Raw genomic sequence first — 24,656 nt, forward strand, 5'->3', positions numbered from 1 at the left:
GATCCCGTCTGCACGGCTGACCGCCCGAAGGAGAGCGCTGTGCCGCCCACCGCGAAGACCCCCGAGACCGCGCCGGCCGCGCCTGCGACGCGCGCCCCGAAGAAGCCCCGCGCGAAGAAGACCCCCGCGACCGCGCCGGCATCCGCCCCCGCTCTGGACACGGCGATCTCCGACCTGCGCACGGGAGCGATCGCCTGGTCGCACCTCACGCTCGACCAGCGATCGCGTCTGCTCGAGCGCGTCCGCGCGACGGTCGGCGCCGTCGCCGAGGAGTGGGCCGACGTCGCCGCGACGTCGAAAGGGCTCACCCCGGGGCATCCGCTCCGCGGAGAGGAGTGGCTGTCGGGTCCGTATGCCACGATCACGGCGCTCGACGCGTACCGCCGGTCGCTCGGCAAGCTCGCGCAGGGCGCCGGCCCGCTCGACGGCGTCCGCACCTCCGCCGCCCCCGGCGGGCGGCTCCGCGCCCACGCGTTCCCGCTCGATCCCCTCGACGGCCTGCTCCTGTCGGGGTACTCGGGCGAGGTCTGGTTCGAGCCGGGGGTGACGGATGCCGAGGCCCGCCGCTCCGCCGGACTCGCGCAGCTGCACCCGACGACTCCGGGAGGCGTCGGCCTCGTGCTCGGCGCGGGCAATGTGGCCTCGATCCCCGTGCTCGACGTCTTCTACGAGCTCCTCGCGCACAACCGCACGGCGCTGCTCAAGGTCAACCCCACGCAGGACGCCCTCGTGCCCGTCTTCGAGCGCGCTCTCGCCCCGCTGATCGAACCGGGCTTCGTGCGCATCACGACCGGCGACGGCGCGGTCGGCGCCTACCTCACGCAGCATCCGGGCATCGACCACGTGCACATCACGGGAGCCGCCCCCACGTTCGACGCGATCGTCTGGGGTGTCGGCGACGACGCGGTCGAGCGCCGACGCACGGGCACGCCGCAGCTGCGCACACCGATCACCGCCGAACTGGGCGGCGTCTCGCCCATCATCGTCCTCCCGGGCGAGTGGACCGAGGCGGACCTGCGCTTCCACGCCGAGCACGTCACCACGATGCGCCTGTACAACAGCGGTCACAACTGCATCGCCGGGCAGGTCGTCATCCTGAGCTCGGAATGGCCGCAGCGCGACGCGTTCCTGCGCGAACTCGAGCGCGCGTACGACGCGGCGCCCCGGCGTCCGGTCTGGTATCCGAAGAGCGGCGAGAAGCTCGCCGACGCCGCCGCGGCGTATCCGTCCGCCCGGTGGGGCGCCGACGGCACGCGCGCGATCGTCGAGCTGGAGCAGGGCGATGACGCGACCGCACTCGAGACCACCGAGTACTTCGCGCCCGTGCTCGGCGTCGTCGAACTCCCCGGCAACGGACAGCTCTTCCTGGATGCCGCTGTGGCGTACTCCAACGACCGACTGGCGGGCACGCTCGGCGCGAACCTGCTGATCGACCCCGTCACCGAAGACGCCCTGGGCGGCGGATTCGAGCGGGCGATCGCCGCCCTGAGGTACGGGGCGATCTCGATCAACTCCTGGACCGCGTTCGCGTTCCTGACCCCGAACCTGACCTGGGGCGGCTTCCCCGGCGGCACACGCGAAGACGTGCAGAGCGGCATCGGCATCGTGCACAACGCCCTGCTGCTCTCCGGCGTCGAGCGCTCCATCACGCGCGGGCCGTTCCGCCCGTTCCCGCGCAACGTCCCGACCGTCCTCCGCTCCCGGAGCCTGTCGAAGGGCTCGGTGCTCCCCAAGCCGCCCTGGTTCGTCACGTCCCGCACGGGGGCCGCCGTCAGCGAAGGACTCACCCGCTTCCGGATCGACGGCAACTGGGCGAAGCTCGTCGCGACGTTCACCCAGGCGTTCCGCGCATGAGCGCCCCGCGCGATCTCGCCGCCGACTACATCGTCGTCGGCGCGGGCTCGGCGGGCGCGGCCCTCGCCGCGCGGCTGAGCGAAGACCCGACGGTCTCGGTGCTGCTGCTCGAGGCCGGCGGTCCCGACAAGGCCCTCGAGCTGCACGTGCCCGCCGCCTTCTCGAAGCTGTTCCGCGGCGAGTACGACTGGAACTACGACACCGTGCCGCAGGAGCGACTCGGCGGTCGCACGGTGTTCTGGCCGCGCGGCAAGACGCTGGGCGGATCGTCGTCGCTCAACGCGATGATGTGGGTGCGCGGCTTCGCGGCCGACTACGACGAGTGGGCCGAGACCGCGGGCGACCGCTGGTCATGGAAGTCGCTCGTGCCGTACTTCCGGCGGGTAGAGCGCACGGAGGACGCGGCGGACGACACGCAGGGCACCGACGGCGCGCAGTCGGTCGAGCGCCAGCGCGACCCCCGACGGCACACCGCGGCCTTCCTCGAGGCCGCCCGCGAGGCCGGACACCGGGTCACGTCGGCGAACCTCCCCGAGGGCCAGGGGTTCTCGCAGACGATGACCTCGACGACGCGCGGCGCACGCGCCTCGACGGCGGATGCCTACCTTCGGCCTGCGCGGCGGCGTCGCAACCTGCGGATCGTGACGGGCGCGCTCGTCCGTCGCGTGACGTTCGACCCTTCGACGGGGGCGGGGGCGGATTCGGGGACCGCGGCGGGGGCGGACTCGGGGACCCCGGATCAGCCCCGGGCGACCGGCGTCTACGTCGACATCGACGGGATCACCCGGCACGCCGTCGCGCACCGCGAAGTGATCCTCTGCGGCGGCGCGATCAACACTCCGCAGGTGCTCATGCTGTCGGGCATCGGTCCCGCCGCCCACCTCGAGGAGCACGGCATCCCGGTCGTGGTCGACTCTCCCGGCGTCGGTGAGAACCTGCAGGACCACCTCGTCTCCGGCCTGGCTCCGGGTGCCGTGCCCGGCACCCTCTACGGCGCCGAGACGCCCGCACAGCTCGTGCGCTACCTCACGGGGCGCAAGGGCATGCTGTCGTCGAACGTCGCCGAGGCGTACGGATTCGTACGCACGGCCATGGCCGATCGGGCCGGCGTCCCGGGCGACCTCCCCGACATCGAGATCATCTTCGCCGCGGCTCCGTATGTGGGCGAGGGCCTCGTGCCGCTTCCCGCCGAGGGCATCACCGTGGGGGCGATCCTGCTGCGTCCGCGCAGTCGCGGAACGATCCGGCTCGCATCGGCCGACCCGTGGGCGAAGGCCGTCATCGATCCGGCGTACCTGACCGATCCCGACGGGATCGACGAGGCGACGATCCTGGCCGGTCTCGCCGAGTGCGAGCGACTCATCGCCACCGATGCGCTCCGCAGGGTCACGACCGGTTCGTGGGTGCAGCCCGACGGCGGGGAGGAAATGACGCCGCTCGAGCGGGCCGAGCTCTCGCTTCGCCGGTACTCGCACACGCTCTACCACCCGGTCGGTACGGCACGCATGGGGGAGGACGAGGCATCCGTCGTCGACCCGTCGCTGAGGGTGCGCGGCGTGCGCGGTCTGCGGGTCGCGGATGCCTCGGTGATGCCCACCGTGATCCGCGGCCACACCAATGCCCCCGCGATCGTCATCGGCGAAGTCGCTGCAGACCTCGTGCGCGGAGCAGGCGAACAGCCCACTTTCTGACGGGCGGACGGGCGGTCTGCTGTCCAGAACCGTAGGAGAACCAGTCGTGTGCAGCCTCAGCGTCGTTCACCGGCGGCGTGTCTCCTACATCCTCGACGAGGCGAGCCGTCTCCACTCCGCAAGACCGGCTCGGCACGGCGAGGACGGCTCAGCCGATGCTGGTCTCTGCGGGGCGGGGCTCAGACGAAGGAGTCGGCGGCCTCGCGCAGCGCGCGGGCGATCCCGGGTTCGGTGGCGGAGTGCGAGGCATCCGGGACCACCACGAACCGCGCCTCCGGCCACGACCGGTGCAGGTCCCACGCCGTCATGAACGGCGTGCACATGTCGTAGCGGCCCTGGACGATGACGCACGGGATGTCGCGGATCGCGTCGACGCCCGCGATCAGCTGCCCCTCCTCGAACCACCCGTTGTGCACGAAGTAGTGGTTCTCGATGCGGGCGAACGCCGTGGCGGCGGCTGGTTCGGCCATCGACGACACGAGGTCGGGATCGGGCAGCAGGGTGAGCGTGGAGGCCTCCCACGTGGTCCACGCGACCCCCGCGGGGATGTGCACCGCGGGATCGGCGTCGAACAGACGCCGGTGGTAGGCCTCGATCATGCGCGACCGTTCGAGCACGGGGATCGGGGCGATGAAGCCCTCCCACAGGTCGGGGAAGACCGCCGCCGCGCCGCCCTCGTAGAACCACTCGAGCTCGTGGCGGCGCAGGGTGAAGATGCCGCGCAGCACGAGCTCCGACACGGCATCGGGGTGCGCCTGGGCGTACGCCAGGGCGAGGGCGCTCCCCCACGAACCGCCGAACACCTGCCAGGCGGAGATGCCGAGATTGCGGCGGAGGAGCTCCATGTCTCCGACGAGATGCCACGTCGTGTTGTGCCGGAGATCGGCCGCCGGGTCGCTCGCATGCGGTGTGGAACGGCCGCAGCCCCGCTGATCGAACAGCACGATCCGGTACTTCTCCGGGTCGAAGAAGCGTCGCTGCCACGGCGACGTGCCGGCGCCCGGACCGCCGTGGAGGAACACGACGGGCTTGCCCGCGGGATTGCCGGACTGCTCCCAGTACACGCGGTTGCCGTCGCCGACCAGGAGCTCCCCGGTCTCGTACGGCTCGAGGGGCGGATAGAGGATGTCGTCGAGGTGCGCAGGGCCGTTCACAGGTCGCCCCCGGCGACCACGAACGTGTCGCACGACGCGAGGCCGTACTGGTAGCCGCGGGCGAACCAGCGCTGGCGCTGCTCGCTCGAGCCGTGGGTCCACACCTCGGGGTTCACGGAGCCGCCGGCCTGCTGCTGCATCGCGTCGTCGCCGACCGTGCGCGCCGAATCGAGCGCGTCCTGCAGCTGCTGCTCGGTGGGGGCCTCGAGATACGGCACCCCGTTCGCGTCGACCTGCTCGGTCATGTCGCCGATCCACGCGCCGGCGAAGCAGTCGGCCTGCAGCTCGGTGCGCACGCCGTTGCTGTCCTCGCCCGCGCCGTTGTCGGGGTACCGGCTCATGATGCCGGTGATCTGCTGCACGTGGTGGCCGTATTCGTGCGCGAGCACGTAGAGCTGGGCCAGCGACTGTGCTGACGCGCCGAAGCGCTGCTGCATGAGCTCGAAGAACGTCGGATCGATGTAGACGGTCTCCTCGGGCGGGCAGTAGAACGGGCCCGCCGCGTTGGATGCCGTGCCGCACTGCGTCGAGGTCGAGCCGTCGACGATGACGAGGCCCGGCGCCCGGTAGCCGTCGACGTTGGCGCTCCAGTACTGGTTGATCGCCTCGGCGCCGGCATCCATCCGGCAGTCGATGCGCGCGTTGGCATCGGCTCCCGTATCGCACCCCTCCAGCGCGGTGGCCTCCGAGCTCCCGCCCTGCGGCGCCCCGCCGCCGAGCAGCCCGGAGAAGTCGCCGCCGGTGAACAGATTGAGCAGCAGCACGGCGATGGCGCCCAGGCCCGCGATCCCGCCGCCCGCGGCGATGGCGCCACCCGGGCCGCGGCGCTGGGCCCCGCCGCCGCCGAGCGTGGCGTTGTCGTTGAACGTCATGCGCTCACGGTACCGCCCGAAGGCCCCGAGCGCCGGGAAATCGCAGGTCGGGACCGCCTCGCGCCGACCGCGGCAATAGGCTCGCCTCATGGCGTCCTCACCCACGACCGTGACCATCACCGGAGCCGGCGGGCAGATCGGCTACGCGCTGCTGTTCCGCATCGCGGCCGGCGACATGCTCGGCTCCGACCGCCCCGTTCGACTGCGGCTGCTCGAGATTCCGCAGGGCATGAAGGCGGCCGAGGGCGCGGCGCTGGAGCTGCAGGACGGCGCCTTCGATCTGCTCGCCGGTGTCGACATCACCGACGACCCGAGGGCCGCGTTCGACGGCACCAACATCGCCCTCCTCGTGGGCGCCCGTCCGCGCGGGCCCGGCATGGAGCGCGGCGACCTGCTCGCCGCGAACGCCGGCATCTTCGGCCCGCAGGGCGCGGCGATCGGCGCCGGCGCGGCAGACGACATCCGCGTCGTCGTCGTCGGCAACCCGGCGAACACGAACGCCCTCATCGCACGCGCGGCCGCACCCGACGTGCCCGACGACCGCTTCACGGCGCTCACACGGCTCGACCACAACCGCGCGCTCGGGCAGCTCGCCGAGGCGCTCGACGCGCCGGTGTGGGCCATCCGCGACGTCGCGATCTGGGGCAACCATTCCGCGACCCAGTTCCCCGACGTCTCGCACGCGCGCGTCGGATCACGGCTCGTGACCGAGGTGCTCGCCGAACGGCTCGGAGGCGCGGAGGCTGCCCGCGCGTGGATCGACGACACCTTCATTCCGCGGGTCGCTAAGCGCGGAGCGGAGATCATCGCAGTGCGCGGGTCGTCGTCGGTGGCCTCGGCCGCGAACGCGACGCTCGCGCACGTGCGCGACTGGGTGCTCGGCACGCGCGGCGGCTGGACGTCTGCCGCCGTCGTGTCGCACGGCGAGTACGGCGTGCCCGAGGGGCTCGTCAGCTCCTACCCCGTGACCAGCCACGACGGCACGTACCGGATCGTCGAAGGGCTGACGCTGTCGGATGCCGCCCGCGCCCGCTTCGAGGCATCCGTCGCCGAACTCGAGGACGAACGCGACGCCGTCCGGGCGCTCGGCGTGCTGTGACCCTGCCATGACGGCGGAGCCCCTCGAGATCATCCTGATCGGCATCGGCGCGGTCCTCCTCATCGCCCTCGCCTCCGCCGTGGCGCCGCGCCTGCGGCTCCCGGCCCCCGTGCTCCTGGTCGTCGTGGGGATCGTGATCAGCCTGATCCCGGCCGTGCCGCTGATCCAGGTCGATCCCGAGATCATCCTCGTCGGCATCCTGCCGCCGCTGCTGTACTCGTCGGCGATCTCCCTCCCCGCGATCGAGTTCCGCCGCGACCTCGCCCCCATCGCGGGGCTCGCCGTCGTGCTGGTCGTGCTGTCGTCGGCCGTGCTCGGCGTCGTCTTCCTCCACTTCATCCCCGTCATCGGGGTCTTCCTGGCGATCGCGCTCGGCGCCATCCTCAGCCCGACCGATGCCGTCGCGACCTCGATCGTGAAGCGGCTCGGCATCTCGCGTCGGGTCACGACGATGCTCGACGGCGAGAGCCTGCTGAACGACGCGACGGCGCTCGTGCTGGTCACCACCATGGTCGCGGCCTTCACGAACGGCCACGGCAGCGGCGACGTGATCTGGATCTTCGTGCGCGGCGTGCTGATCGCCCTCGTCGTGGGCGGCATCGTCGGCTGGATCAACCTGCGGCTGCGGGCGTGGGTCGGCGCCCCCGCAGCGAACACCGCGATCGGGTTCATCGTGCCGTTCGCCGCGTACGTCCCCACCGAGCAGCTCGGCGGCTCCGGACTGGTCGCAGCCGTCGTCGCGGGCCTCGTGACCGCCCAGGGCGCGGCCCGCAGGTTCACCCCGGAGCAGCGGATCTCGGATGCGGCGAACTGGCGCACGATCGAGCTCATGCTCGAGGGCGCTGTCTTCCTCATCATGGGCCTGGAGATCGAGAGCGTACTCGCCGCCCTCGGCCAGTCGGAGTCGGGCATCCTCCGCGCCGCCGCGCTCGCGGGCCTGGCCCTGGTGCTGATCCTCCTCGTGCGCGCGATCTGGGTGTCGATCCTCGTCTGGGCGCAGAGCTCCCGCGCCCGCAGTCGGCGCCGCACGCATCTGGAGCAGTTCGGCCGGCGCTTCCACCACGCCGCGGAGCACAGCCCGGAAGAGCTGAAGAAGCGGATGCGCGGGAGGAGCATCGCGAGCGTGCGCGCCCGCCTCGCGCGCGCCTTCGCCGACCTCGACTACTACCGCGCCTCGCCGATCGGGTGGAAGCACGGCACGATCATCGTGTGGGCCGGGATGCGCGGCGTCGTCACTCTCGCCGCCGCGCAGACGCTCCCGCGCGACGCTCCCGAGCGCCCCACGCTGATCTTCATCGCGTTCCTCGTCGCCGCCGGGAGCCTGTTCTTCCAGAGCGTGACCCTGCCGATGGTCGTGAGATGGCTCCGCATCGACGACGCCGCGGCGGGGGAGTTCGATCACGCGGAGCACGAACGGCTCCGCGGCGAACTGCGGCAGGCCGCGGCGGACGCGATCTCCACCCGGTCTCTTCGGGCCGGCGACGGCGAGCCGTTCCCGCCCGAGCTGATGTCGGCTGTGGCCCCGCGGTTCGAGGATCCACCCGAGACCGTCGACACCGAGGTCGAGCGCCAGATGCTCCGGCTGCGCCTCGCACTCATCGAGGTGCAGCGCGCGCGGCTGCTCGAGCTCTCGTCCGACGGCACGTTCTCCAGTGCGACGCTGCGCCGCTCCCTCGACGGCCTCGACGCGGATCAGATCAGCATCGAGCTGCGGATGAGCGGCACCGGCGAAGACTGACCACGCGGGGTGTGCGCGCAGTGCACAATAGAAGGACCCCTGGGAGGTGGTCATGTCGGAGATGACGGATGCCTCGGCGGCCGTGACCTCCGAGACCGGCGCGCTGGCGGTCCCGCACCCCGCCGCCGGGTGCCCGAAGTGCTTCACCGAGCTGCAGAGCGACCGCACCTGGTGGGCCGCGCGTCCCACCGGCGCACGCCTCGTCGGACTCGTCGTCTCGCGCGACGACATGCCGTCGGTCGTCGACCAGCGCAACGACCTCGCGCGGTTCGGCGTTCCGATCGAAGGTTTCCGCCACCCCGCGCCCGAGACGCTCGAGTCGTGGGAGGAGCGCCTCACGCGCCTCTTCCCCCGCCTGACCCGCGGCGATGTGCTCGTCGTCGCCAACATCCACGCCCTCGGCCGCAACACCGACGAGGAGACCCGCACGCTGCGCGACCTCCGCGCCCGCGGCGTCATCGTCAAGGTGCTGAGCCACGGCGAGCGCCACCTGCACGACGCCGAGATCTGACGAGCTCGCGACCGCGTTCGGCAGCTCGGAGCGCTGCCGGCGCTGCGTCGGCCTAGGGCGAGCACCCTCGCGAGGGGGTGGACGCCCGGCCGTTCTCGCGCACCACCGTGACCTCGATGCACGTCTCGCCCGCGGCGGCGGCGGGAACGAGCACGGTGGGGGCATCGGCGCGCTCGACAGCGGGGTTGGCGTCGTCGAGCGTCACGACGTTCCAGAGGTAGTAGTCGCCGTCCTGCGGGTCGGGGTTGACCCAGGTGAACGCCACGGACCCGTCCGCGGTCGGGGTTCCGACGACGTCGGCCGCCGGCGACACCGTCCCGCCCACGGGGTCGAGGGGTTCGGCCGTCACCTCGGCCGACGCGGTCGGCTGCGGCGACGCTCCCCCGACGATCGACGCCACGCCGATCACGGCGGCCACCACGAGCACGCCGACCCCGGTCAGCACCCACGGGAGCACCTTCCGGCGCGGGCGAGGCGTGGAGTCTGCGGGCGCATCGCCCGGTGCGACGTCCTCCTCCACGCCGGCCGGCGACTGCGCGGATGCGGGCGTCGGCGCGGGTGCGGGTGCAGGGACATGTGTCGGAGCGGGTGCGGGGATGGCCGGCGCTGCGTACACAGGGCGCTGGGCGCCGCTCAGCCGCACCGGTGGCCGCAGGAGCGTCTCGGCGACGTCGTCACGGCGCATCGTGTCGGCAACCCCGGCGGCGGTCGTGTCGTCGACGGATTCCGCGCCCCGCGCCGGACGCGTGGCCCCGGCCGCCGGGGCGGTCTCGGGGTCGATGCTGACGACCCCGCGGACGCGGGTGAAGTCCTCGCCCTCGTCGCCCTCGTCATCCGGCGATGGGGAGTCATCCAGGATGTCGATCGGGGTGACCGAGAGCGACAGCTCGATCTGCACCTTCTGCAGCGCGCGGGCGAGAGCGAGGGCGCTCTCCTGGCGTTCGCCGGGCGACTTCGCCATCGCTCGTTCGAGGGCGCGCTGCAGGGAGAGCGGGGCGTCAGGACGACCGAGAGGGGGCACGGCGAGCCGCTCGATGCGATCGATCAGATCGACGCTCGTGTTGCGCTGACCCGGCAGCTCGAACGGCGAATGGCCCGCCAGCAGCGTGTAGAGCGTCGCGGCGATCGCGTACACGTCGGAGCGTGCATCCGAGGTGGGCACGTCGGCGAACGACTCCGGCGGCGACCAGGGGATCGACATCCCCTCGGCCTCGTTCTCGACCGCCGTCGTCGTCGACGCTATTCCGAAGTCCGTGAGGGCCGGACGGTTGTACTCGGTGACGAGGATGTTGGCCGGCTTGATGTCGCGGTGCAGCACGCCGGCGCGGTGCGCGGTCTCCACGGCCGAGGCGACCTGCACGCCCACGCGCAGCGTCTCGGCGACCGAGAACGGCTCGCGCCGATAGCGCACCTGGAGGTTCGGCTTCGGGCAGTACTCCATGACGAGGTACGGGCGGCCGTCGTCGGCGACGCTCGCCTGGTGGATCGTCACGATCGCCGGATGCGTCGACAGCATGGCCATGACGTTGGCCTCGGCGGTGAACTCCGCGACGGAGCCGCTCGTCATGCGCTCGGGCAGCAGCACCTTGACCGCCACCCGCCGACGCGGCAGGTGCTGCTCGTAGAGGAACACGTCGGCGAAGCCGCCCGATCCGAGCAGGTCGAGATACGTGAACCCCGCGAGCTCGGGGGGCGCCATGGGCGCGCGTCGGGCACTCACGCCAGCTCCTCCACGTCGACCGTGATCCCGTCTCCGAGGTCGAGCACATCGCCAGGGACGACGACGGTCTGCTCGCCCGGATGCAGACGCGTGGGCGACGAGCCGGCGCGCAGCAGCAGCGTGCCGTTGGTGGTCTGGAGGTCGGTGGCGACGATCGTGTCGCCTTCGACGCGCAGCTCGAGGTGGCTGCGAGAGATGTCCTGCTGGGGGCTGTCGACGGCGACGAGACGCGGGAGATCGGTGCCCGACACCCGCGTCGACCGCGGCCGTCGACCGATGACGACGGTGCGATCGAGCGGCACGATCACCCCGGTCGACAGCCGCAGCCGTCCAGGAGCAGGCATGCGCGGCGGAGCGAGCGGCGGGACCGTGTCTCCCGAGCGGGCCGCGGCTTCACGCAGGGCCCGCGCCTGGGCGAGCGAGATGGTCTCCCCGTCGTGATCGCCGAGCCGCTCCACCACGATGTCTTCGATCGGGGCGGCGACCTCGAACGGGTCGCGCGTGAGCGCGTCATCGTGGGTGGTCACGACACGCGTGTCAGCGATGTCGGGATCGGGCGCAGCCTGCGGGAGCGGAGCACCGAACGCGGGGAGCGAGTCGACGAGCCAGCCGTCGGCCAGGGGGTCCGCGGAGCGCAGAGGCTCCGCGTCGGGCGCGGGAGCGGCGACGGATGCCGGTTCCGGCGCCGTGACGGGTGCCGGTTCCGGCTCGGGTGCGGGCTCCGCCGCGGAGGGCGCGTCGACCGCGACCTCGAGGGGCGGCACGGCAGGGGCGGCGACCTGTTCGTCGACGACCGAGGGCGCTGCAGCCGTTGCGGGCGCGGCATCCGTCGTCCACCGCAGTTCCACGACGGAGGCGAGCACGATGCCGTCGCGCACGACGAGGTCGAGCGCGTCGGGCGCGGCGCCCGGGGTCGTGACGCGCACGGCGCCGTCGCCCGGGATGAGCTGCTCCGTCCATGTCGTCACGCCCGCGCCGGAGAGCGTCGGACCTCCGGCCACCGCGACGGTGACCTCACCGCGCACGGCGATGCGCGTCGCACCGTCTTCCCTCAGGACCACCGCGAACGGCGGAAGGGTGGAGAAGGCGCCCGCGTGAGCGGACGTCAGCGCATCGAGCAGCCCGTGCAGGCCGCCGTCGTCGCCGAGCGCGTCCCACAGGCGGGAGACGAGGGCCGGGGCGGCGGCGCCGTCGACGACGACGGCTCCCGACGGCACGACGGCGGCGCGCCAGTCTCCGGGCGTGTAGTGGGCCGAAGCCGTCGTGGCGCGCGTCATCGCCTGTCTCCTCCCGCCGCCACGCGGGGGCGCGTGTCGGCGTCGAACGGGTCCGCCTCGGCGCTGCGCGCCGCGGACGGGAGTGTGCTGTGGATGTCGGCGCCGCCCGCGCGCGAGCGCACCGACAGCGCGTCGACGACGACGGCCGTGATGTTGTCGCGACCGCCGCGCCGCACGGCCTCGCGCACGAGCCGCTCCGCGGCATCCTGCGGCACGGTCTCACTCCGCAGGATCGCCTCGATCTCGGCGCGCGACAGCTCCCCCGGCAGTCCGTCGGAGCAGGCTAGCACGCGGTCGCCGGCATCGGCCGGGATCAGCCAGAAGTCCGCGTCGGAGTCACCGCCGCCGCCGATGGCGCGCGTGATGACGTTGCGGCGGGCGTCGACCGCGGCCGCCGCCGCATCCAGCTGTCCGCTGTCGACGAGCTCCTGCACGACGGAGTGGTCCACACTGATCTGCTCGAACACGCCGTCGCTGAGCAGGTACGTGCGCGAGTCGCCGATGTTGAACACGAGCCAGTAGCCCTCGTCGCCGACATCCGCCACGACGACGCCCGTGAGCGTGGTGCCCGCGCCGGCGCTGGTGCCGGCCGGGAGCTGCGCCACCGCGCTCCGCGCCTGCGCGAGCGCCGTCTGCACGTCGTCGATCGAGAGGCTGTCGCGTCCGACGTGGGCGGCGAAGACGTCGATCACGGTGCCGCTCGCGATCTCGCCCGCGTGGTGGCCGCCCATGCCGTCGGCGACGAGGAACAGCGGGGATGCGGCGAGCATCGAGTCCTCGTTGATCGCTCGGCGCAGCCCCGCGTCGCTCGCCGAGCCCGCGCGGGTCGTGATGAGGTCGGCGGCCTCGGTCACGAGGCCTCCCCGATGTGCAGGCTGCGGTCGCCGAACTCGAGGCGGTCGCCGGGGCGCAGCGAGACGCACAGCCCGGGCTCGAGGGGCGTGCGGACTCCGTCGCGCACGAGCGCCGAGCCGTTCGTGGAGTGCCGGTCGACGATCCATGGGCCCTCGGCATCCGCCCCCACCTCGAAGTGGGTCTTCGACAGCGACAGGGTCTCGTCGCGGACCGCGACGACGGCGGCCCCGTCTTCGGCCGACGGATTGCGGCCGAACAGCGTCGTGCCGTACACCGCGACGCGCTCACCGGTGTCCCACGTGAACGCCGCGACCGCGCGGCGTCGCGGGGGTGCCGCCACGGTCGCATCGTCCGCGACGGGGACCACGCGCGCGAGTGGCTCCGGCGTCGAGGCGACCGGCTCGACGCCGGCGGGCTCGACCTCTTCGGAGCGTCCGACACCGGGCACGACCGAGATCAGACCGTAGGGCGTGACCGGCGGAACGGCGCCCGTGCGGTTCGCCACCGGAGCGACGGCGCCCGACGTGAACCGCGGCGGGGGGCCGACCACCGGGGCCTGCGGGACGGGGGCGGGGTCGACGGGTTCGACGGCGGGCGCCGGTGCCTCGACCGGCGCGGGTGCCTCGACCGTCTTCGCGTCGCCCACGAACCCGCGCGCGGCCTTGTCGTGCCAGCCCTGCCGCCGTGGACTGCTGTCGAAGAGCGGTGAGAAGAAGCCCACGAGGATCGCGCCGGCCAGGCCCCACACGAGGTTGCGCAGGAGTGCCCGGCCGAAGCCGATCGGAGCCCCGGTCTCGACGTCGGCGAGACGGATGCCGAGGAGCCGCTGGCCGATCGATCCCCGACCCGCCTGCAGGGCCGTGTACACGAGCAGCCACGCGATCGCCGCGGCGAACAGGACGCCGTAGACGATGGCGAGGGCACCGAGCACCTGCTCGGGAGTCGTGGGGCGGATGACCCCGGCGACGGCGCCCGCCCCGATGCCGGCGACGACGCCCAGCAGCACCGACGGCACCGCGACGTCGATCGCATACGCGCCGACTCGGCGTCCGAGCGTGGTGGGTGCCGGCGGAGCCGACGGGGGCGTCGAGCGCGTCATCGATCCTCCTGCGGGGCCGCGCCGTCGGGCTGCGTCGGCGATGCGGGGTCAGCGGAAGGGTGCTCGGTCGGCGCGGACAGGGCTCCGACCGGGGCCGCACCGGCGGGCGCCGGGCGGACGGCGCGCGGAGGTCGCGCGAAGCGGGTGCCCGCGAGCAGGGAGCGCAGGCTCAGGCGGGCGCGGATGCGCTGCCAGAACGTGCGCTTGGCCCCCATCCCGCCGACCAGCTCGTCGACCTGCCGCCAGAACTCGTCGATGTCGGCGTCGGTGGGCTCGGTCGGCCCGAACACCTCGACGTCGGCGCGGCGGGCGAGCGTCGCGACGCGCGGCTCGGCGAAGGCCGCCTCGACGATCGCGGCGTCCTGGCCGCGCGTCGCCCCGGTGCGCACCGGGGTGCCGTAGTCGGTCGCGCGGTCGACGAGCTCGTCCCACCCGCCGCTGATGCGGTCGGCGGCGCGCTCGGCCCGGCGGCGCGAGCGGCGGCGCGCGGCCTTGATCGCCCCGATCACGAGGAACGGCAGCGCGAGCAGGAACAGCACCCCCAGCACCCCGGCGGAGATGAGCAGGATCATGACGAGCGGCCCGGCGTCGGCCGGCTTCTCATCCTCCGACTCGCGGTCGTCCGGGATCGTGGGCGGGAGGTCGACGGGCTCCTGCTCGGGCGGCGGCGGCTGAAGCACCTGCGGCTTCGGGTCGGCGCGGGGCTTGGTGGTCTGGTCGTTGGGGAGCTTGTCCTCGGGCGGCGCCGGGTCGACGGTCACCCAGCCGGCGCCGTCGAAGGCCACCTCGACCCACGCGTGCAGATTGTCGCCCCGGGCCTCGAACACCGGGAGCCCGGCTTCGTCCTCGCTGGGGTAGAAGCCCATGACGACGCGGGCGGGGATGCCGAGCTCACGGGCGAGCAGCGCCATCGCGGTCGCGTACTGCTCGTCGTCGCCGACCATCTGCTGGGAGTCGAGCAGCGACGTGATGCGCTCGGCACCGTGGCCGGCCCGCGAGAGGGGCTGCCCCTCGAGGCCGTGGCTGAAATAGCCGCCGTCGGCGAGCATCGACTGCAGCGCGCGCACCTGCTCGATCGGCGTGGTCGCCTCGGCGACGGCTGCGGATGCCGTGTCGGCGAACGACTGCGGAACACCGACCTGCTTCGGCATCCGGAGCGGGGCGAACTCCGTCGACGCGAGTGCTTCGTCGGACGGCTCGGACGGCAGCACGGTCTCGAGCGTGTACGCGTCGCCCTCCTGCAGGCGCAGCGTGACCACGCCCGTTCCCGTGCTCTCGTTGTAGTGCGCGGAGCGACGGAGATCATCGGCGCGGTCGCCGTCGAAGGTCACGGAGCGCACGGCCCCGGCATCCGGCATCCACACGCCCTGCAGCGCGCCGATCTCGACGCGCAGGGTGACCGGCGTGCCCTCGGCCTCGGCCGACATGTTGCCGCGCACCGGCGTGAAGGCGCTCGACGAGCCCGCGCCCTCGTCGGAGACGTTGTAGACCATTCCGCTGTAGGCATCCATCGTCGCGAGGCGGACACGCCCTCCTTCGGGCAGACCCGTAACGGTGAAGAGCGCCTCGCCGTCGTCGTCGCGGACATAGCCGCGGAAGCTCTGCAGCGGGCTCGGGTACTCGCGCACGTCGAACGGCGGGATGACCACGTCGCGCAGCACGTAGCGCGTCGTCGGCGGCTGGGCGGCGGCTCCCACGGCGACGCCCGCGACCGCGGCCACCGCGAGGATGGCACCGCCCATGACGACCCGCCGGGCGGTGCGCGCAGGAGTCGCTCCCGCGCCGTCGCCGAGAGAGACGGCCGTACGGGCCGGCTCCCATGCGCGGCGGACCGCGAGCCAGACCACCGCGACGAGGGCGAACGACACGCCCTGCACGACCGGGACGATCGGCTGCGACGTGCCGAGCGCGATCTCGGCGCCGAGGAAGAGGGCGGCCGCGCCCACGGCCCACCACGCCCGGCGGAGGCGCAGCGCGAGGCTCGCGGTGACGACGGCCGCGACGAGCGTGAGCAGGAACGGCACGAGGAGATGCCCGTCGGAGGCCGCGACGGGGGCGACGGTCGTCAGCAGCTGCTTCCACGATGTGACGACGCCGAGGGCGAGCTGACGCAGGGTCTCGATCGTCGGGATGACGCCCGCGAGCGCGGTGTGCGGCAGCGCGAGCGCGCCGCCGAACAGGAAGTAGGCGGCGATCGTCGCGGCGGCCAGCAGCAGGACGCCCCAGCGGAGACGGGCGCCGAGCCACGCGATCGCGAAGCCGAGCACGAGTGCTCCGCCCGCGGCGATGAGGTACTGCGGGCCGTCGAACGTCGGCCAGAAGCCGAGGATCGGCACGGCGAGCAGGAGCAGCGCGGCGCCGAGGTCGAGCACCTGGCGGCGCAGCGGGAGCGCGGGCGCGGCCGGAGTCGTCATGACAGGACCTTCCGGGCGGCGGCGGGGAACTGCTCGAGCGCGCCGAGCGTGAGCACGTCGGCCTCGCCGATCCGGCGGAGCGTCGGCGCCTCGCCGGTGCCTGCGACGACGGCGAGCGTGCGGGCGCCGTACGGCAGACGCGCGCAGGCTTCGCGCAGGGCCGCGGCATCCACGACGCTCCCCGTCACCAGCACGACGACGCTCGCCGTCGGAAGCGTCGCGGCGACGATGCCGGAGAGCTCGGCCACGCCGCCGTCGCGCGGGCGGGTCGCCTCGAGGGCGGCGAGCGAGTCGAGGAACTGCTTGCCGCTGGATGCCGGCAGCTCCCGCGCCTGCACCCGCACCTCGACGCGCTGCGAGTCGCGGAGGGCGCGCAGGCCGAGCGATCCCGCGGCGGAGACGGCGAGCTCGAACTCGTCGTCGGAGGCGTACTCGGCCCGATTGGTGCTGAGGGCGATGACGAAGTGCGACCGGCGGGTCTCTTCGTACTGCCGCACCATCACGGTGCCCGTGTGGGCGGTCGACTTCCAGTGCACGTGGCGCAGGTCGTCGCCCGGAGCGTACTCCCGCAGCGCGTGGAACGACACGTCGTCGCGCGACAGATCGGTGGCCGGGAGGCCCTCGAGGTCGCGGAGGAAGCCGAGCGACTGCCCGTCGAACGCCACGGTGCGCGGATGCACGAACAGGTCGACAGGCTCGTCGCGGCGATGCACGCGCTCGAACAGGCCGAGCGGATCGCCGCGCACGACGCTGACCGGACCGACCGCCAGCACGCCGCGGCGGGTGGTCGGGATCGCGAAGAGCTCCTCCGCCTTCTCGCCGGGGGCGAGGCGTCCGACCTCGAACTCGCCGCGGCCGGAGCCCACCGGCAGCACGACACGGGAGGGGAGGAGGGCGCGGCGGCCGGTGTTCGACAGCGTCAGCGCGCCGACGGCACGCTCGCCCACCACCACGCGGGTGCGCGTGAGGTCGAGGCCGACGTCGTAGGTCGTGCGACCGATCAGGAAGAGGAGGCAGAGCGCCAGCACGACCGTCAGCACGACCGCGGCGACGATGAGCTCCCACCAGCCCAGCTGCCCTCCGGCGATCCACAGCACGGCAGCAGTGACGAGGAGCGCCCACGCGATCGGCCGCACGACCGACAGCACGCGAGCGGCCGACGACGTCGCCGCGCGGGCGATGCGTTCTGCGCGTTCGCGTCCGTCGCGCGCGGCGACCGTGCTGGTGAGCGTCTCCCCCGACATCAGGCCACGGACCTCGCCTGCGGCGCGGCGACCTGCTCGAGGGAGCGCGCGATGATCGTCTCGGCGGTGGTTCCGGAGAACTCCGCCTCCGGGTCGAGCACGAGGCGGTGCGTCCACGCCGGAGCGGCGAGCTCGCGGATGTCGTCGGGGGTGAGGAAGTGCCGGCCCTGGGCCGCAGCCCAGACCTTCGCGAGACGGATCATCGCGAGCGAGCCGCGCACCGAGACGCCCAGGCGGGTCGAGGGGTCGTCGCGCGTCGCGCGCGCGAGCTCGGCGGTGTAGCGGAGGACGGCCGGGTCGGCGTGGACGGATGCGGCGAGGTCGGCCATGTCGGCGACCGCCCCGGTGGTGATGACCGGCTGCAGGAGCGAGGACGGGTTGCGCTCCGCGGATCCCGCCAGGATGCGCTCCTCGACGGCGAGCTCGGGGTAGCCGATCGAGGTCTTGATGAGGAAGCGGTCGAGCTGCGCCTCGGGCAGCTTGTACGTTCCAGCCTGCTCGATCGGGTTCTGCGTCGCGATGACGAGGAACGGCCGGCCCACGTCGTGCGTGATGCCGTCGACCGTGATGCGCGACTCCTCCATGACCTCCAGGAGTGCGGACTGCGTCTTGGGCGAGGCGCGGTTGATCTCGTCGGCGAGCACGATGGCCGCGAACACGGGCCCCTTGTGGAACTCGAACCTGTGCTGCCCCTGGTCGTAGATCGTGACGCCGGTGACGTCGGAGGGGAGCAGGTCGGGCGTGAACTGGATGCGGCTGCTCGTGCCCTGCACCGTGGCGGCGAGCGCCTTCGCGAGGCTCGTCTTGCCGGTTCCCGGCGCATCCTCCAGCAGCACGTGCCCTTCGGCGAGCATCGCCGACAGCACGAGGGCCACGACCTCGCGCTTGCCCATGAGGGCGCGGTCGACGTTGTCGACGAGGCGGGCGAAGGTGCTCTGGAACCAGGCCGCCTGTTCGGGGGTCATCGTCATCGGTCGTTCTCTTCTCTCATCGTTCGAGTCGTCGTACAGGCGACGCCGGGAGGGTCAGCACGTGGGCATGCCGGACATGTCGCCCGAGGTGCCTGCACGGCTCATCCAGTGACCGCCGCGGTCCGGCATCCGGAACCACACGGTGTCGCTCTCGACGTTCCAGTTGTTGATGTAGCAGTCCACGCGCTGGGGCCCGTCGCTCGCGCGCAGCCAGTACGACGAGCACGACGGTCCGTTCGCGTTGTAGCGGCTGTAGCTGAAGTCGGGCTGGATGCACGTCGCGTACGTCGGCGCGGTGATGTACCACTGTCGCGGCGGCGGCGGCGAGTCCGTCTTGGCGCTCACCGTGTTGCTCTCGGCCGCCTGCGCCGGGTTGGCGTTGTCGGTCACGCGCGCCCTGATCGAGTACGTCTGGTCGTAGCCGTTGCCGTGGGTCTGGCTGCCGCTGGCACCCACCGCCTGCCAGCCGCCGCCGTTGATGCTGATGTACATCTGCTGCGTGCGGCCGTTCCCCGCGGGCGCCGCCCAGTTCAGCCGGACGGACGTGCCGAGGTTCGTCGCGCTCACGCTCGGGGCGCCGAGCACGCCGTACGGAACCGCGGCGCCCGACGGGGCGGACTCCGCGCCGTAGTACGTCACGCCGTCGAGCGTCGTGACCGCGCGGAGGCGCACCGTGTAGCTCGTGCCGTTGGACAGTCCCGTGATCCGGTTGCCGTTGAGCGCGGCCCAGCCGCCGCCGACGTTGTACTCGTACCGCATCTCGCCGGTGTTCGCGCCGTTGGCGGCGCCCGGGGTGTACGAGACGACCATGGCGCTGTCGGGCGCGGGGGTCGACGCGGTGACGCCCGTCGGGGCACCCGGCGCCGTGAACGCGCGGCGCGGAGCGGAGGCCGCGCTGTCGGCACCCCATCCGGCCTTGTTGTGGGCGGCGACGGTGAACGTGTAGTCGGTGGTCGACGCGTCGATCGACACGGCCTGCGTCGTCTGGCTGCCGGCGATCCCGGTGATCGTGGAGACGACCGAACCGCCGCGGATGATGTTGAGGCGGTACTCGTCGATCGGGTCGCCGTTGTTGGCCGGCGGGCTCCAGGCGACCTGCATCTGGGCGCGCGGCGGCACGGGCTCCAGGCGCGTGGTGGTCGGCGCGCCGGCGGCGGAGGGGGGAGCAGCCGGGACCATCGGGGCGGAGTACCCGCTCCAGGTCGACGGCTCGGGCGCCCGGTTGTGCGCGCGCACCCGCACCTGGTAGTTCACGCCGTTCTCGAGACCCTCCCACCGGGTGGTGTTGCCGGTGACGTTGGTCTTCTGAGCGATGCCCGACGGCGGTGCCGGCGAGATCTCGAGGGTGAACGACTCGACCGGCGAGCCCGGCGTCGTCGGCGTCTGCCACGCGACGTCCAGGCTCCGGTCGCCGAAGGCGAGGGTGGGCGGGTTCGGGGTGTCGGGTCGGGCGTCGGGACGCGCCGTCTCGGATGCCGCGGACGGCTCGCTCGTGCCCACGGCGTTGGTCGCCGTCACGACGAAGTTGTACTCGACGTTGTTCGTGAGTCCCGTCAGAGTGCAGGTCGTGGCGGGGCACTCCCGCGTGTAGGCGTTGCCCGCGACCGAGGTCACGGTGTAGCCGGTGATGACGGCGCCGTTGTTCGGCGGCGGGCTCCACGCCAGCACGACGGTCTTGTCCTGCACGCTCGACACCGTCGGCGTGCCGGGGGCGTCGGGGCGGCCCTGCACCGTGAGCCGGATGCGGCCCTCGACCTCGCGGTCGGGATCCTTCGTGGCATCCGCGACGCGATAGCGCACGACCATCGTGCCGAAGAAGTCGTCGTCGGGTACGACCTCGACGCGGTCGCCGGCGACGCGGGCGGTCCCGACACCGGTCTCCACGGATGCCGACATGAGCGCGAGCGGAGTGTCGGGGAACGGGTTGAAGTCGTTCGCGAGCACGGAGACCGGCGTCATGCGGCCCTGGAACGCCTCGGCGACCGTGTCGTCGTTGGCGGTCGCGAGCGGACGCGTGGACGCCGTGACCCGCACGGTGACGCTTCCGCGGATCGGCTCGGTCTCGCCGTCGGAGATCTCCACGGTCAGCACCGTGGTCGAGCCCTTAGCCGTCGCAGCCTCGGTCGACACCCGCAGGCTCGCACCGTCGATCGCGGCGGAGTAGCCGCCGGGCGCCGAGCCGACGAGTCGGTACGACATGCCGGCGAGGTCGTCGGGATCGGGATCGGTCGTCAGGGCGCGCAGGTCGAGAGACGTCGCGTCCTCGCCGGGTGCGACATCCATCTGCCCGTCGACGAACGACGGCTGCTGGTTCTCGGGCGGCAGCACCGTGATCGGGATCGACAGCGTGGCCTTGCGACCCTTCGGGTCGTCGGGGCTCGTGCCGTCGGTGACCTCGAACGTGATCGCGTCCTGGCCGAAGTACCGGTCGGCCGACGTGTAGACGAGCGTCTTCTCGTCCTTCACGAGCGATGCGCCATTGGCGTGCACCGCCGACACGCGCTCGGCCTCGGTGATGACGACCTGCTTGCCGCCCGCGGCCTGCACGTGATCGGCCAGAGGGATCTCGATCGTCTCGCCGCTGCGCACTTCGACGCCGTCGGTCTTCGCGACGGGCGGCACCGAGCCGAGCGCCGGGACGAAGATGAACGCGGATGCCGCGAGGCCGTCCTGGTCGGTGATCGTGTAGGTCAGCAGCTGATCGGTCTCGCCCGGGGTGACGCGGATGCGGTTGTTCGCGAGCACGCGGGCGGCGTCGCCCTGCACCGTGAGTTCGAGCGCCTCGCGCGTGCCGTCGGGGTCTTCGTCGTTGGCCAGCACCTCGACGTCGACCGTGTCGTCTTCGGTCAGGTCCTGCGCGAGGACGCGGTCATCGCGCGCGATCGGGCGCTGCAGCGGCACGTCTTCGGCGACCGTGATCTGCAGCACCGCCATCGCCTCGGCGCCGCGCGCGTCGCGGATCGTGTACTGCAGCGACGTCTCGACCGGGCGGTCGGGCGAGGTGACCACGACGCGATCCCCGCCCTGCACGACGGCCGTCAAGCCGTCGACGTCGGGGAGCACCAGCCCGTCGGCGACGAGGCCGAAGCGGTCGCCGTCGGGGTCGGAGTCGTTCGCGGTCACCGGCACGGCCACGGTGCGACCCGGGCGCATGATGACGGCGTCCTTCACGGCGTAGGGCGCCTGATTGACGCCTTCTGCCGGTGCGATGCCGATGCGGATGGGCGCGGTCGCCTCCTTGCCGAGGCGGTCGCGCACGCGATAGGTGAACGCGTCGACACCCGTCGAGCCCTCGAACGCCTCGTACAGGAGGTAGTCGGCGCCCGTCTCGACGATGCGGCCCTTCGTCGGCGCCCTGTCGACGCCGACGAGCTGCACGGAGTCGCCCTCGGGGTCGATGCCGTCCAGCGGCACCGCGATGCGCACGCGCGATCCGCTCAGCACCCGCGAGGTGAGGTCGCGCGGGCGCGGCGCGGCGTTCGTCTCGACGTTGACCGGCAGCACCTGGATCGTGATGTATCCGGCATCCTTCTGCCCCGTGCTGTCGACGACCTCGTACGTGGCGTAGACCGTCCCGGGCTCATCGCTCGCCTTGAAGCGGACCGTGTCCTGCGACACGAAGATCTCGCCGTCGGCCGCATCGGGCAGGGGCGCCACCAGTGCCGGGGCGACGTGGATCTTGTCGCCGTTGGGGTGGTAGTCGTTCTCGAGCACGGGGATCGTCACGACGTCGCCGGCGCGGACGACCGCGGTGTCGTCGTTGGCCACCGGCGGCCGCAGCTGCGCGGGCGCCGGGACGGGGATGATGACGACCTCGCCCTCGGCGGTCTTCGACCCGTTCGAGATCCGGTACGTGATGCGCACCTGCTCCGCGAGCGCCGTCTGATCGGCGATGCGCAGGGTCTCGTGGTTGAGCACGGCGACGGCGACGCCCGTGCCGGGCTCGACCGTCACCGACTGCACGACCAGGATGCCGCCCGCGGGATCGGTGTCGTTGCTGAGCACGTTGACGAGCACTTCGCCGCCGCTGGGCAGCAGAGCGACGTCGCGCACCGCGATCGGCGGAAGGTCGTCCCCCGGTCCGTCGATGACGTCGACGCGCACGAGTCCGGGCACGGCGTTGGCGCCCGCCGAGACGAGGTACTGCACGTAGTAGACCTTGGCGACCTCGGCGCTGAACGTGAAGGTCTTGTTCGCGAAGTCCGGCACGATCGTGGCGCCGGGGGTCTCATCGACGCGGGCGAGGCGCAGCTGCTCACGCCCCGAGCTCGTGTCGTTCACCAGGGGCGAGATCGTGATCGTCTGCCCCGTGCGCACGACGACGTGGTCGGCGTTGGTGACGGGAACCGTCGACCCGACCGGACGCACGTCGAAGCGCACGACGCCTGCAGCCTCGTCGGTGCCGTCCGACACGACGATCGCGGCCTCCTTGCGACCCTGCGTGCCGCCGAACGCGCGGTAGGTGATGCGGCCGTCGGACGTGAAGTCGGCCTCGTCGCCGTCCGTCGCGACGACGGACTTCAAGAAGACGTCGTCGCCGTCGGGGTCGATCCAGTCGGGCAGCACGTTGTAGGTGACGGATGCCCCCGACTCGACCGTCACGGTCGTCGTGCGCTTCTGCGTCGGTGCGGAGTTCATCTCGAACCCATGCACGTTCAGGGTGACGGTGGCCGTCGCCCGGCCCTGGCGGCCGTCATCCACCTCGTACGAGAACGTCGTCGAGCCCTCGGCATCCGCCGGCACCGCGATCTGCAGGGCCGCGCCGTTGTTGACGGGCTGCACCGTGCCGAAGCCCGGGCCGCCGCCGGAGGCGGATGCCGTCAGCACGTCGCCGTCGGCGTCGCTGTCGTTGTCGAGCACGGGCAGCGACGTGGTGCGACCGGGGCGCACGCCGAACTCGTCGGGATTGGCGATCGGCGGCGTGTTGATGTCGCTGCGCTCGGGGAGCGTCGTCTCGACGGACTCCTCCGTGGTCTGCTCGTCTTCTTCGGTCTCGCCCTCGGGCGGCGTGACGTCCTGCCAGTTGTCGACGCGCTGCATGCTCTCGCTGGCCATCCACGCGGCGCCGCCGATGATGTCGTTGAGCACGACGACGTCGCGGTTGACGCGGAAGCGGAGCACGGACTCGGCGGCCGCGCCGTCGACGGCGCCCTTCAGATCGGATGCCTCGCCGACGCAGTCGCGGGCGAACGTCGCCGAGCCCGACCAGGCCGCGTACGCGCAGCCCTTGAGCCACACGGGCGCGGCGGGGACGCCGTCGGCGTCGGCGTCGGTGATCGAGGGGTCGGAGCCGTCGAACGGCACCCGCACGAGGGACGATGCCGTCGCGAGCGTCACCGCGTCGGCGGCCTCCGACGGCTGCTGCAGCACGGCGCTGTCGCCTTCGGCGATCTCGAACGTGCGGCCCTCCGACGTGTAGAGGGCACCCGAGGCGCCGTCGAGCACGACCGCGACGGAGCCGACCGCCGTGATCGAGACGTCGCGGAGCTCCTCCGCGTCGATGTCGCGCGACGACACGTCGCCGGGCGAACCCTCGGCGTCGACGGGGATCGTGAGCATCGTCGCGTCCGCGCCGGACACCGCGAAGACGGTGCCGTCGGTGCCGACCGTCACCGCGGCGCCCTCGCCCAGCGTGGCGACGGGGTCGGTGCCCTGGAACTCGAACGCGTCGATGCCCTCCGACGGCACGACCCAGAGATCGCCCGACGACGGGTTCATCACCGCCACCGTCGGTCCGCCGAGGACGACCTCGGCTCCCGCCGGAAGCTGGGCCGAATCGGTCAGGACCACCATCGCGGGGTCGATCGTGGTGACGGTGGCATCGCCTGAATCGACGACGAGAACGGTCTCACCCGACTGGAGGATGTCGTACTGGTCGCCCGTCGTACGCAGGCCGCCGTCGAGCACCTGCGACTCGTGGTTGAAGTGTCCGACCAGCATCGCCGAGCTCTTGGTGACCCAAACCCCGCCGTCGTGCAGGTCGACCTCGGTCGTGGGGAAGCCTTCGTAGCCGACGGCGAGCAGCGTGATCGTGAGGGCGGATGCCGTGACGACGCCGGCCGACGCCAGGGTGCGCGGGCGCGCGCGCAACCATGCGAACGACTTCATGTGAGCTCGAGCCTCCCCCAGGCACGTTTCCTCTGCGAAGCGTCGGGCC

Annotated in this window: 15 protein-coding genes; 5 read left to right on the plus strand and 10 right to left on the minus strand. The window is 72.5% G+C overall.

Annotated elements, in window-relative coordinates; all coding sequences use genetic code 11:
- The first annotated feature begins 39 nt into the window (after positions 1-39).
- The gene (locus tag B0B14_RS10840; protein ID WP_083710554.1) at positions 40-1,854 is read left to right on the plus strand and encodes an aldehyde dehydrogenase family protein; all 1,815 of its coding nucleotides are present in this window, start codon (positions 40-42) and stop codon (positions 1,852-1,854) included.
- Positions 1,851-3,545 (plus strand): GMC family oxidoreductase, encoded by a 1,695-nt coding sequence (locus B0B14_RS10845; protein ID WP_076681610.1) that lies wholly within the window; start codon positions 1,851-1,853, stop codon positions 3,543-3,545. The genes B0B14_RS10840 and B0B14_RS10845 overlap by 4 nt, the downstream gene beginning before the upstream one ends.
- 179 nt (positions 3,546-3,724) lie before the next feature.
- On the opposite strand, the gene pip is transcribed toward B0B14_RS10845, so the two are convergent.
- Both pip and B0B14_RS10855 read right to left on the minus strand, forming a co-directional pair.
- Entirely contained in the window at positions 3,725-4,699 is a 975-nt protein-coding gene (gene pip, locus B0B14_RS10850; RefSeq protein WP_083710555.1) for a prolyl aminopeptidase, read from the minus strand.
- Positions 4,696-5,571, minus strand: a complete 876-nt coding sequence (locus B0B14_RS10855; protein WP_076681614.1) for a KPN_02809 family neutral zinc metallopeptidase — start codon at positions 5,569-5,571, stop codon at positions 4,696-4,698. Before B0B14_RS10855 ends, pip begins: the two co-directional genes overlap by 4 nt.
- A gap of 88 nt (positions 5,572-5,659) precedes the next feature.
- Here B0B14_RS10855 and B0B14_RS10860 point away from each other — a divergent pair, with 88 nt between their 5' ends.
- From B0B14_RS10860 to B0B14_RS10870, 3 genes are read left to right on the plus strand one after another with little or no spacing between them, the layout of a single operon-like run.
- Positions 5,660-6,670 (plus strand): malate dehydrogenase, encoded by a 1,011-nt coding sequence (locus B0B14_RS10860; protein ID WP_076681617.1) that lies wholly within the window; start codon positions 5,660-5,662, stop codon positions 6,668-6,670.
- 7 nt (positions 6,671-6,677) lie between these two features.
- Complete coding sequence (locus B0B14_RS10865; RefSeq protein ID WP_076681620.1) at positions 6,678-8,408, plus strand: cation:proton antiporter; 1,731 nt, start codon at positions 6,678-6,680, stop codon at positions 8,406-8,408.
- Between the two features lie 52 nt (positions 8,409-8,460).
- Entirely contained in the window at positions 8,461-8,919 is a 459-nt protein-coding gene (locus B0B14_RS10870) for a recombinase family protein (RefSeq protein WP_076682665.1), read from the plus strand.
- Between the two features lie 52 nt (positions 8,920-8,971).
- On the opposite strand, the gene B0B14_RS10875 is transcribed toward B0B14_RS10870, so the two are convergent.
- Genes B0B14_RS10875 through B0B14_RS10910 form a run of 8 tightly spaced genes read right to left on the minus strand, consistent with a single transcriptional unit; the run spans position 8,972 to position 24,607 of the window.
- Positions 8,972-10,639, minus strand: a complete 1,668-nt coding sequence (locus B0B14_RS10875; RefSeq protein ID WP_076681623.1) for a serine/threonine-protein kinase — start codon at positions 10,637-10,639, stop codon at positions 8,972-8,974.
- Positions 10,636-11,916 (minus strand): FHA domain-containing protein, encoded by a 1,281-nt coding sequence (locus B0B14_RS10880; protein WP_076681625.1) that lies wholly within the window; start codon positions 11,914-11,916, stop codon positions 10,636-10,638. Before B0B14_RS10880 ends, B0B14_RS10875 begins: the two co-directional genes overlap by 4 nt.
- Complete coding sequence (locus B0B14_RS10885; RefSeq protein WP_076681628.1) at positions 11,913-12,770, minus strand: PP2C family protein-serine/threonine phosphatase; 858 nt, start codon at positions 12,768-12,770, stop codon at positions 11,913-11,915. Before B0B14_RS10885 ends, B0B14_RS10880 begins: the two co-directional genes overlap by 4 nt.
- The gene (locus B0B14_RS10890) at positions 12,767-13,870 is read right to left on the minus strand and encodes an RDD family protein (protein ID WP_076681631.1); all 1,104 of its coding nucleotides are present in this window, start codon (positions 13,868-13,870) and stop codon (positions 12,767-12,769) included. The genes B0B14_RS10885 and B0B14_RS10890 overlap by 4 nt, the downstream gene beginning before the upstream one ends.
- Entirely contained in the window at positions 13,867-16,284 is a 2,418-nt protein-coding gene (locus B0B14_RS10895; protein ID WP_083710556.1) for a transglutaminase-like domain-containing protein, read from the minus strand. Before B0B14_RS10895 ends, B0B14_RS10890 begins: the two co-directional genes overlap by 4 nt.
- Complete coding sequence (locus tag B0B14_RS10900; RefSeq protein WP_076681634.1) at positions 16,281-17,528, minus strand: DUF58 domain-containing protein; 1,248 nt, start codon at positions 17,526-17,528, stop codon at positions 16,281-16,283. The genes B0B14_RS10895 and B0B14_RS10900 overlap by 4 nt, the downstream gene beginning before the upstream one ends.
- Entirely contained in the window at positions 17,528-18,499 is a 972-nt protein-coding gene (locus tag B0B14_RS10905) for an AAA family ATPase (RefSeq protein WP_076681638.1), read from the minus strand. The genes B0B14_RS10900 and B0B14_RS10905 overlap by 1 nt, the downstream gene beginning before the upstream one ends.
- 54 nt (positions 18,500-18,553) lie before the next feature.
- The gene (locus tag B0B14_RS10910; RefSeq protein ID WP_076681641.1) at positions 18,554-24,607 is read right to left on the minus strand and encodes an Ig-like domain-containing protein; all 6,054 of its coding nucleotides are present in this window, start codon (positions 24,605-24,607) and stop codon (positions 18,554-18,556) included.
- Between the last annotated feature and the right edge of the window lie 49 nt (positions 24,608-24,656).

Source organism: Microbacterium sp. RU33B (assembly GCF_900155915.1).
Classification (GTDB): domain Bacteria; phylum Actinomycetota; class Actinomycetes; order Actinomycetales; family Microbacteriaceae; genus Microbacterium.

Excerpts from the sequence above, each read along its gene's own strand:
- B0B14_RS10845 (WP_076681610.1), top strand. The coding sequence starts at position 1,851 with ATGAGCGCCCCGCGCGATCTCGCCGCCGACTACATCGTCGTCGGCGCG.
- B0B14_RS10855 (WP_076681614.1), bottom strand. The coding sequence starts at position 5,571 with ATGACGTTCAACGACAACGCCACGCTCGGCGGCGGCGGGGCCCAGCGC.
- B0B14_RS10860 (WP_076681617.1), top strand. The coding sequence starts at position 5,660 with ATGGCGTCCTCACCCACGACCGTGACCATCACCGGAGCCGGCGGGCAG.
- B0B14_RS10865 (WP_076681620.1), top strand. The coding sequence starts at position 6,678 with ATGACGGCGGAGCCCCTCGAGATCATCCTGATCGGCATCGGCGCGGTC.
- B0B14_RS10870 (WP_076682665.1), top strand. The coding sequence starts at position 8,461 with ATGTCGGAGATGACGGATGCCTCGGCGGCCGTGACCTCCGAGACCGGC.
- B0B14_RS10880 (WP_076681625.1), bottom strand. The coding sequence starts at position 11,916 with ATGACGCGCGCCACGACGGCTTCGGCCCACTACACGCCCGGAGACTGG.
- B0B14_RS10890 (WP_076681631.1), bottom strand. The coding sequence starts at position 13,870 with ATGACGCGCTCGACGCCCCCGTCGGCTCCGCCGGCACCCACCACGCTC.
- B0B14_RS10895 (WP_083710556.1), bottom strand. The coding sequence starts at position 16,284 with ATGACGACTCCGGCCGCGCCCGCGCTCCCGCTGCGCCGCCAGGTGCTC.
- B0B14_RS10900 (WP_076681634.1), bottom strand. The coding sequence starts at position 17,528 with ATGTCGGGGGAGACGCTCACCAGCACGGTCGCCGCGCGCGACGGACGC.
- B0B14_RS10905 (WP_076681638.1), bottom strand. The coding sequence starts at position 18,499 with ATGACGATGACCCCCGAACAGGCGGCCTGGTTCCAGAGCACCTTCGCC.
- B0B14_RS10910 (WP_076681641.1), bottom strand. The coding sequence starts at position 24,607 with ATGAAGTCGTTCGCATGGTTGCGCGCGCGCCCGCGCACCCTGGCGTCG.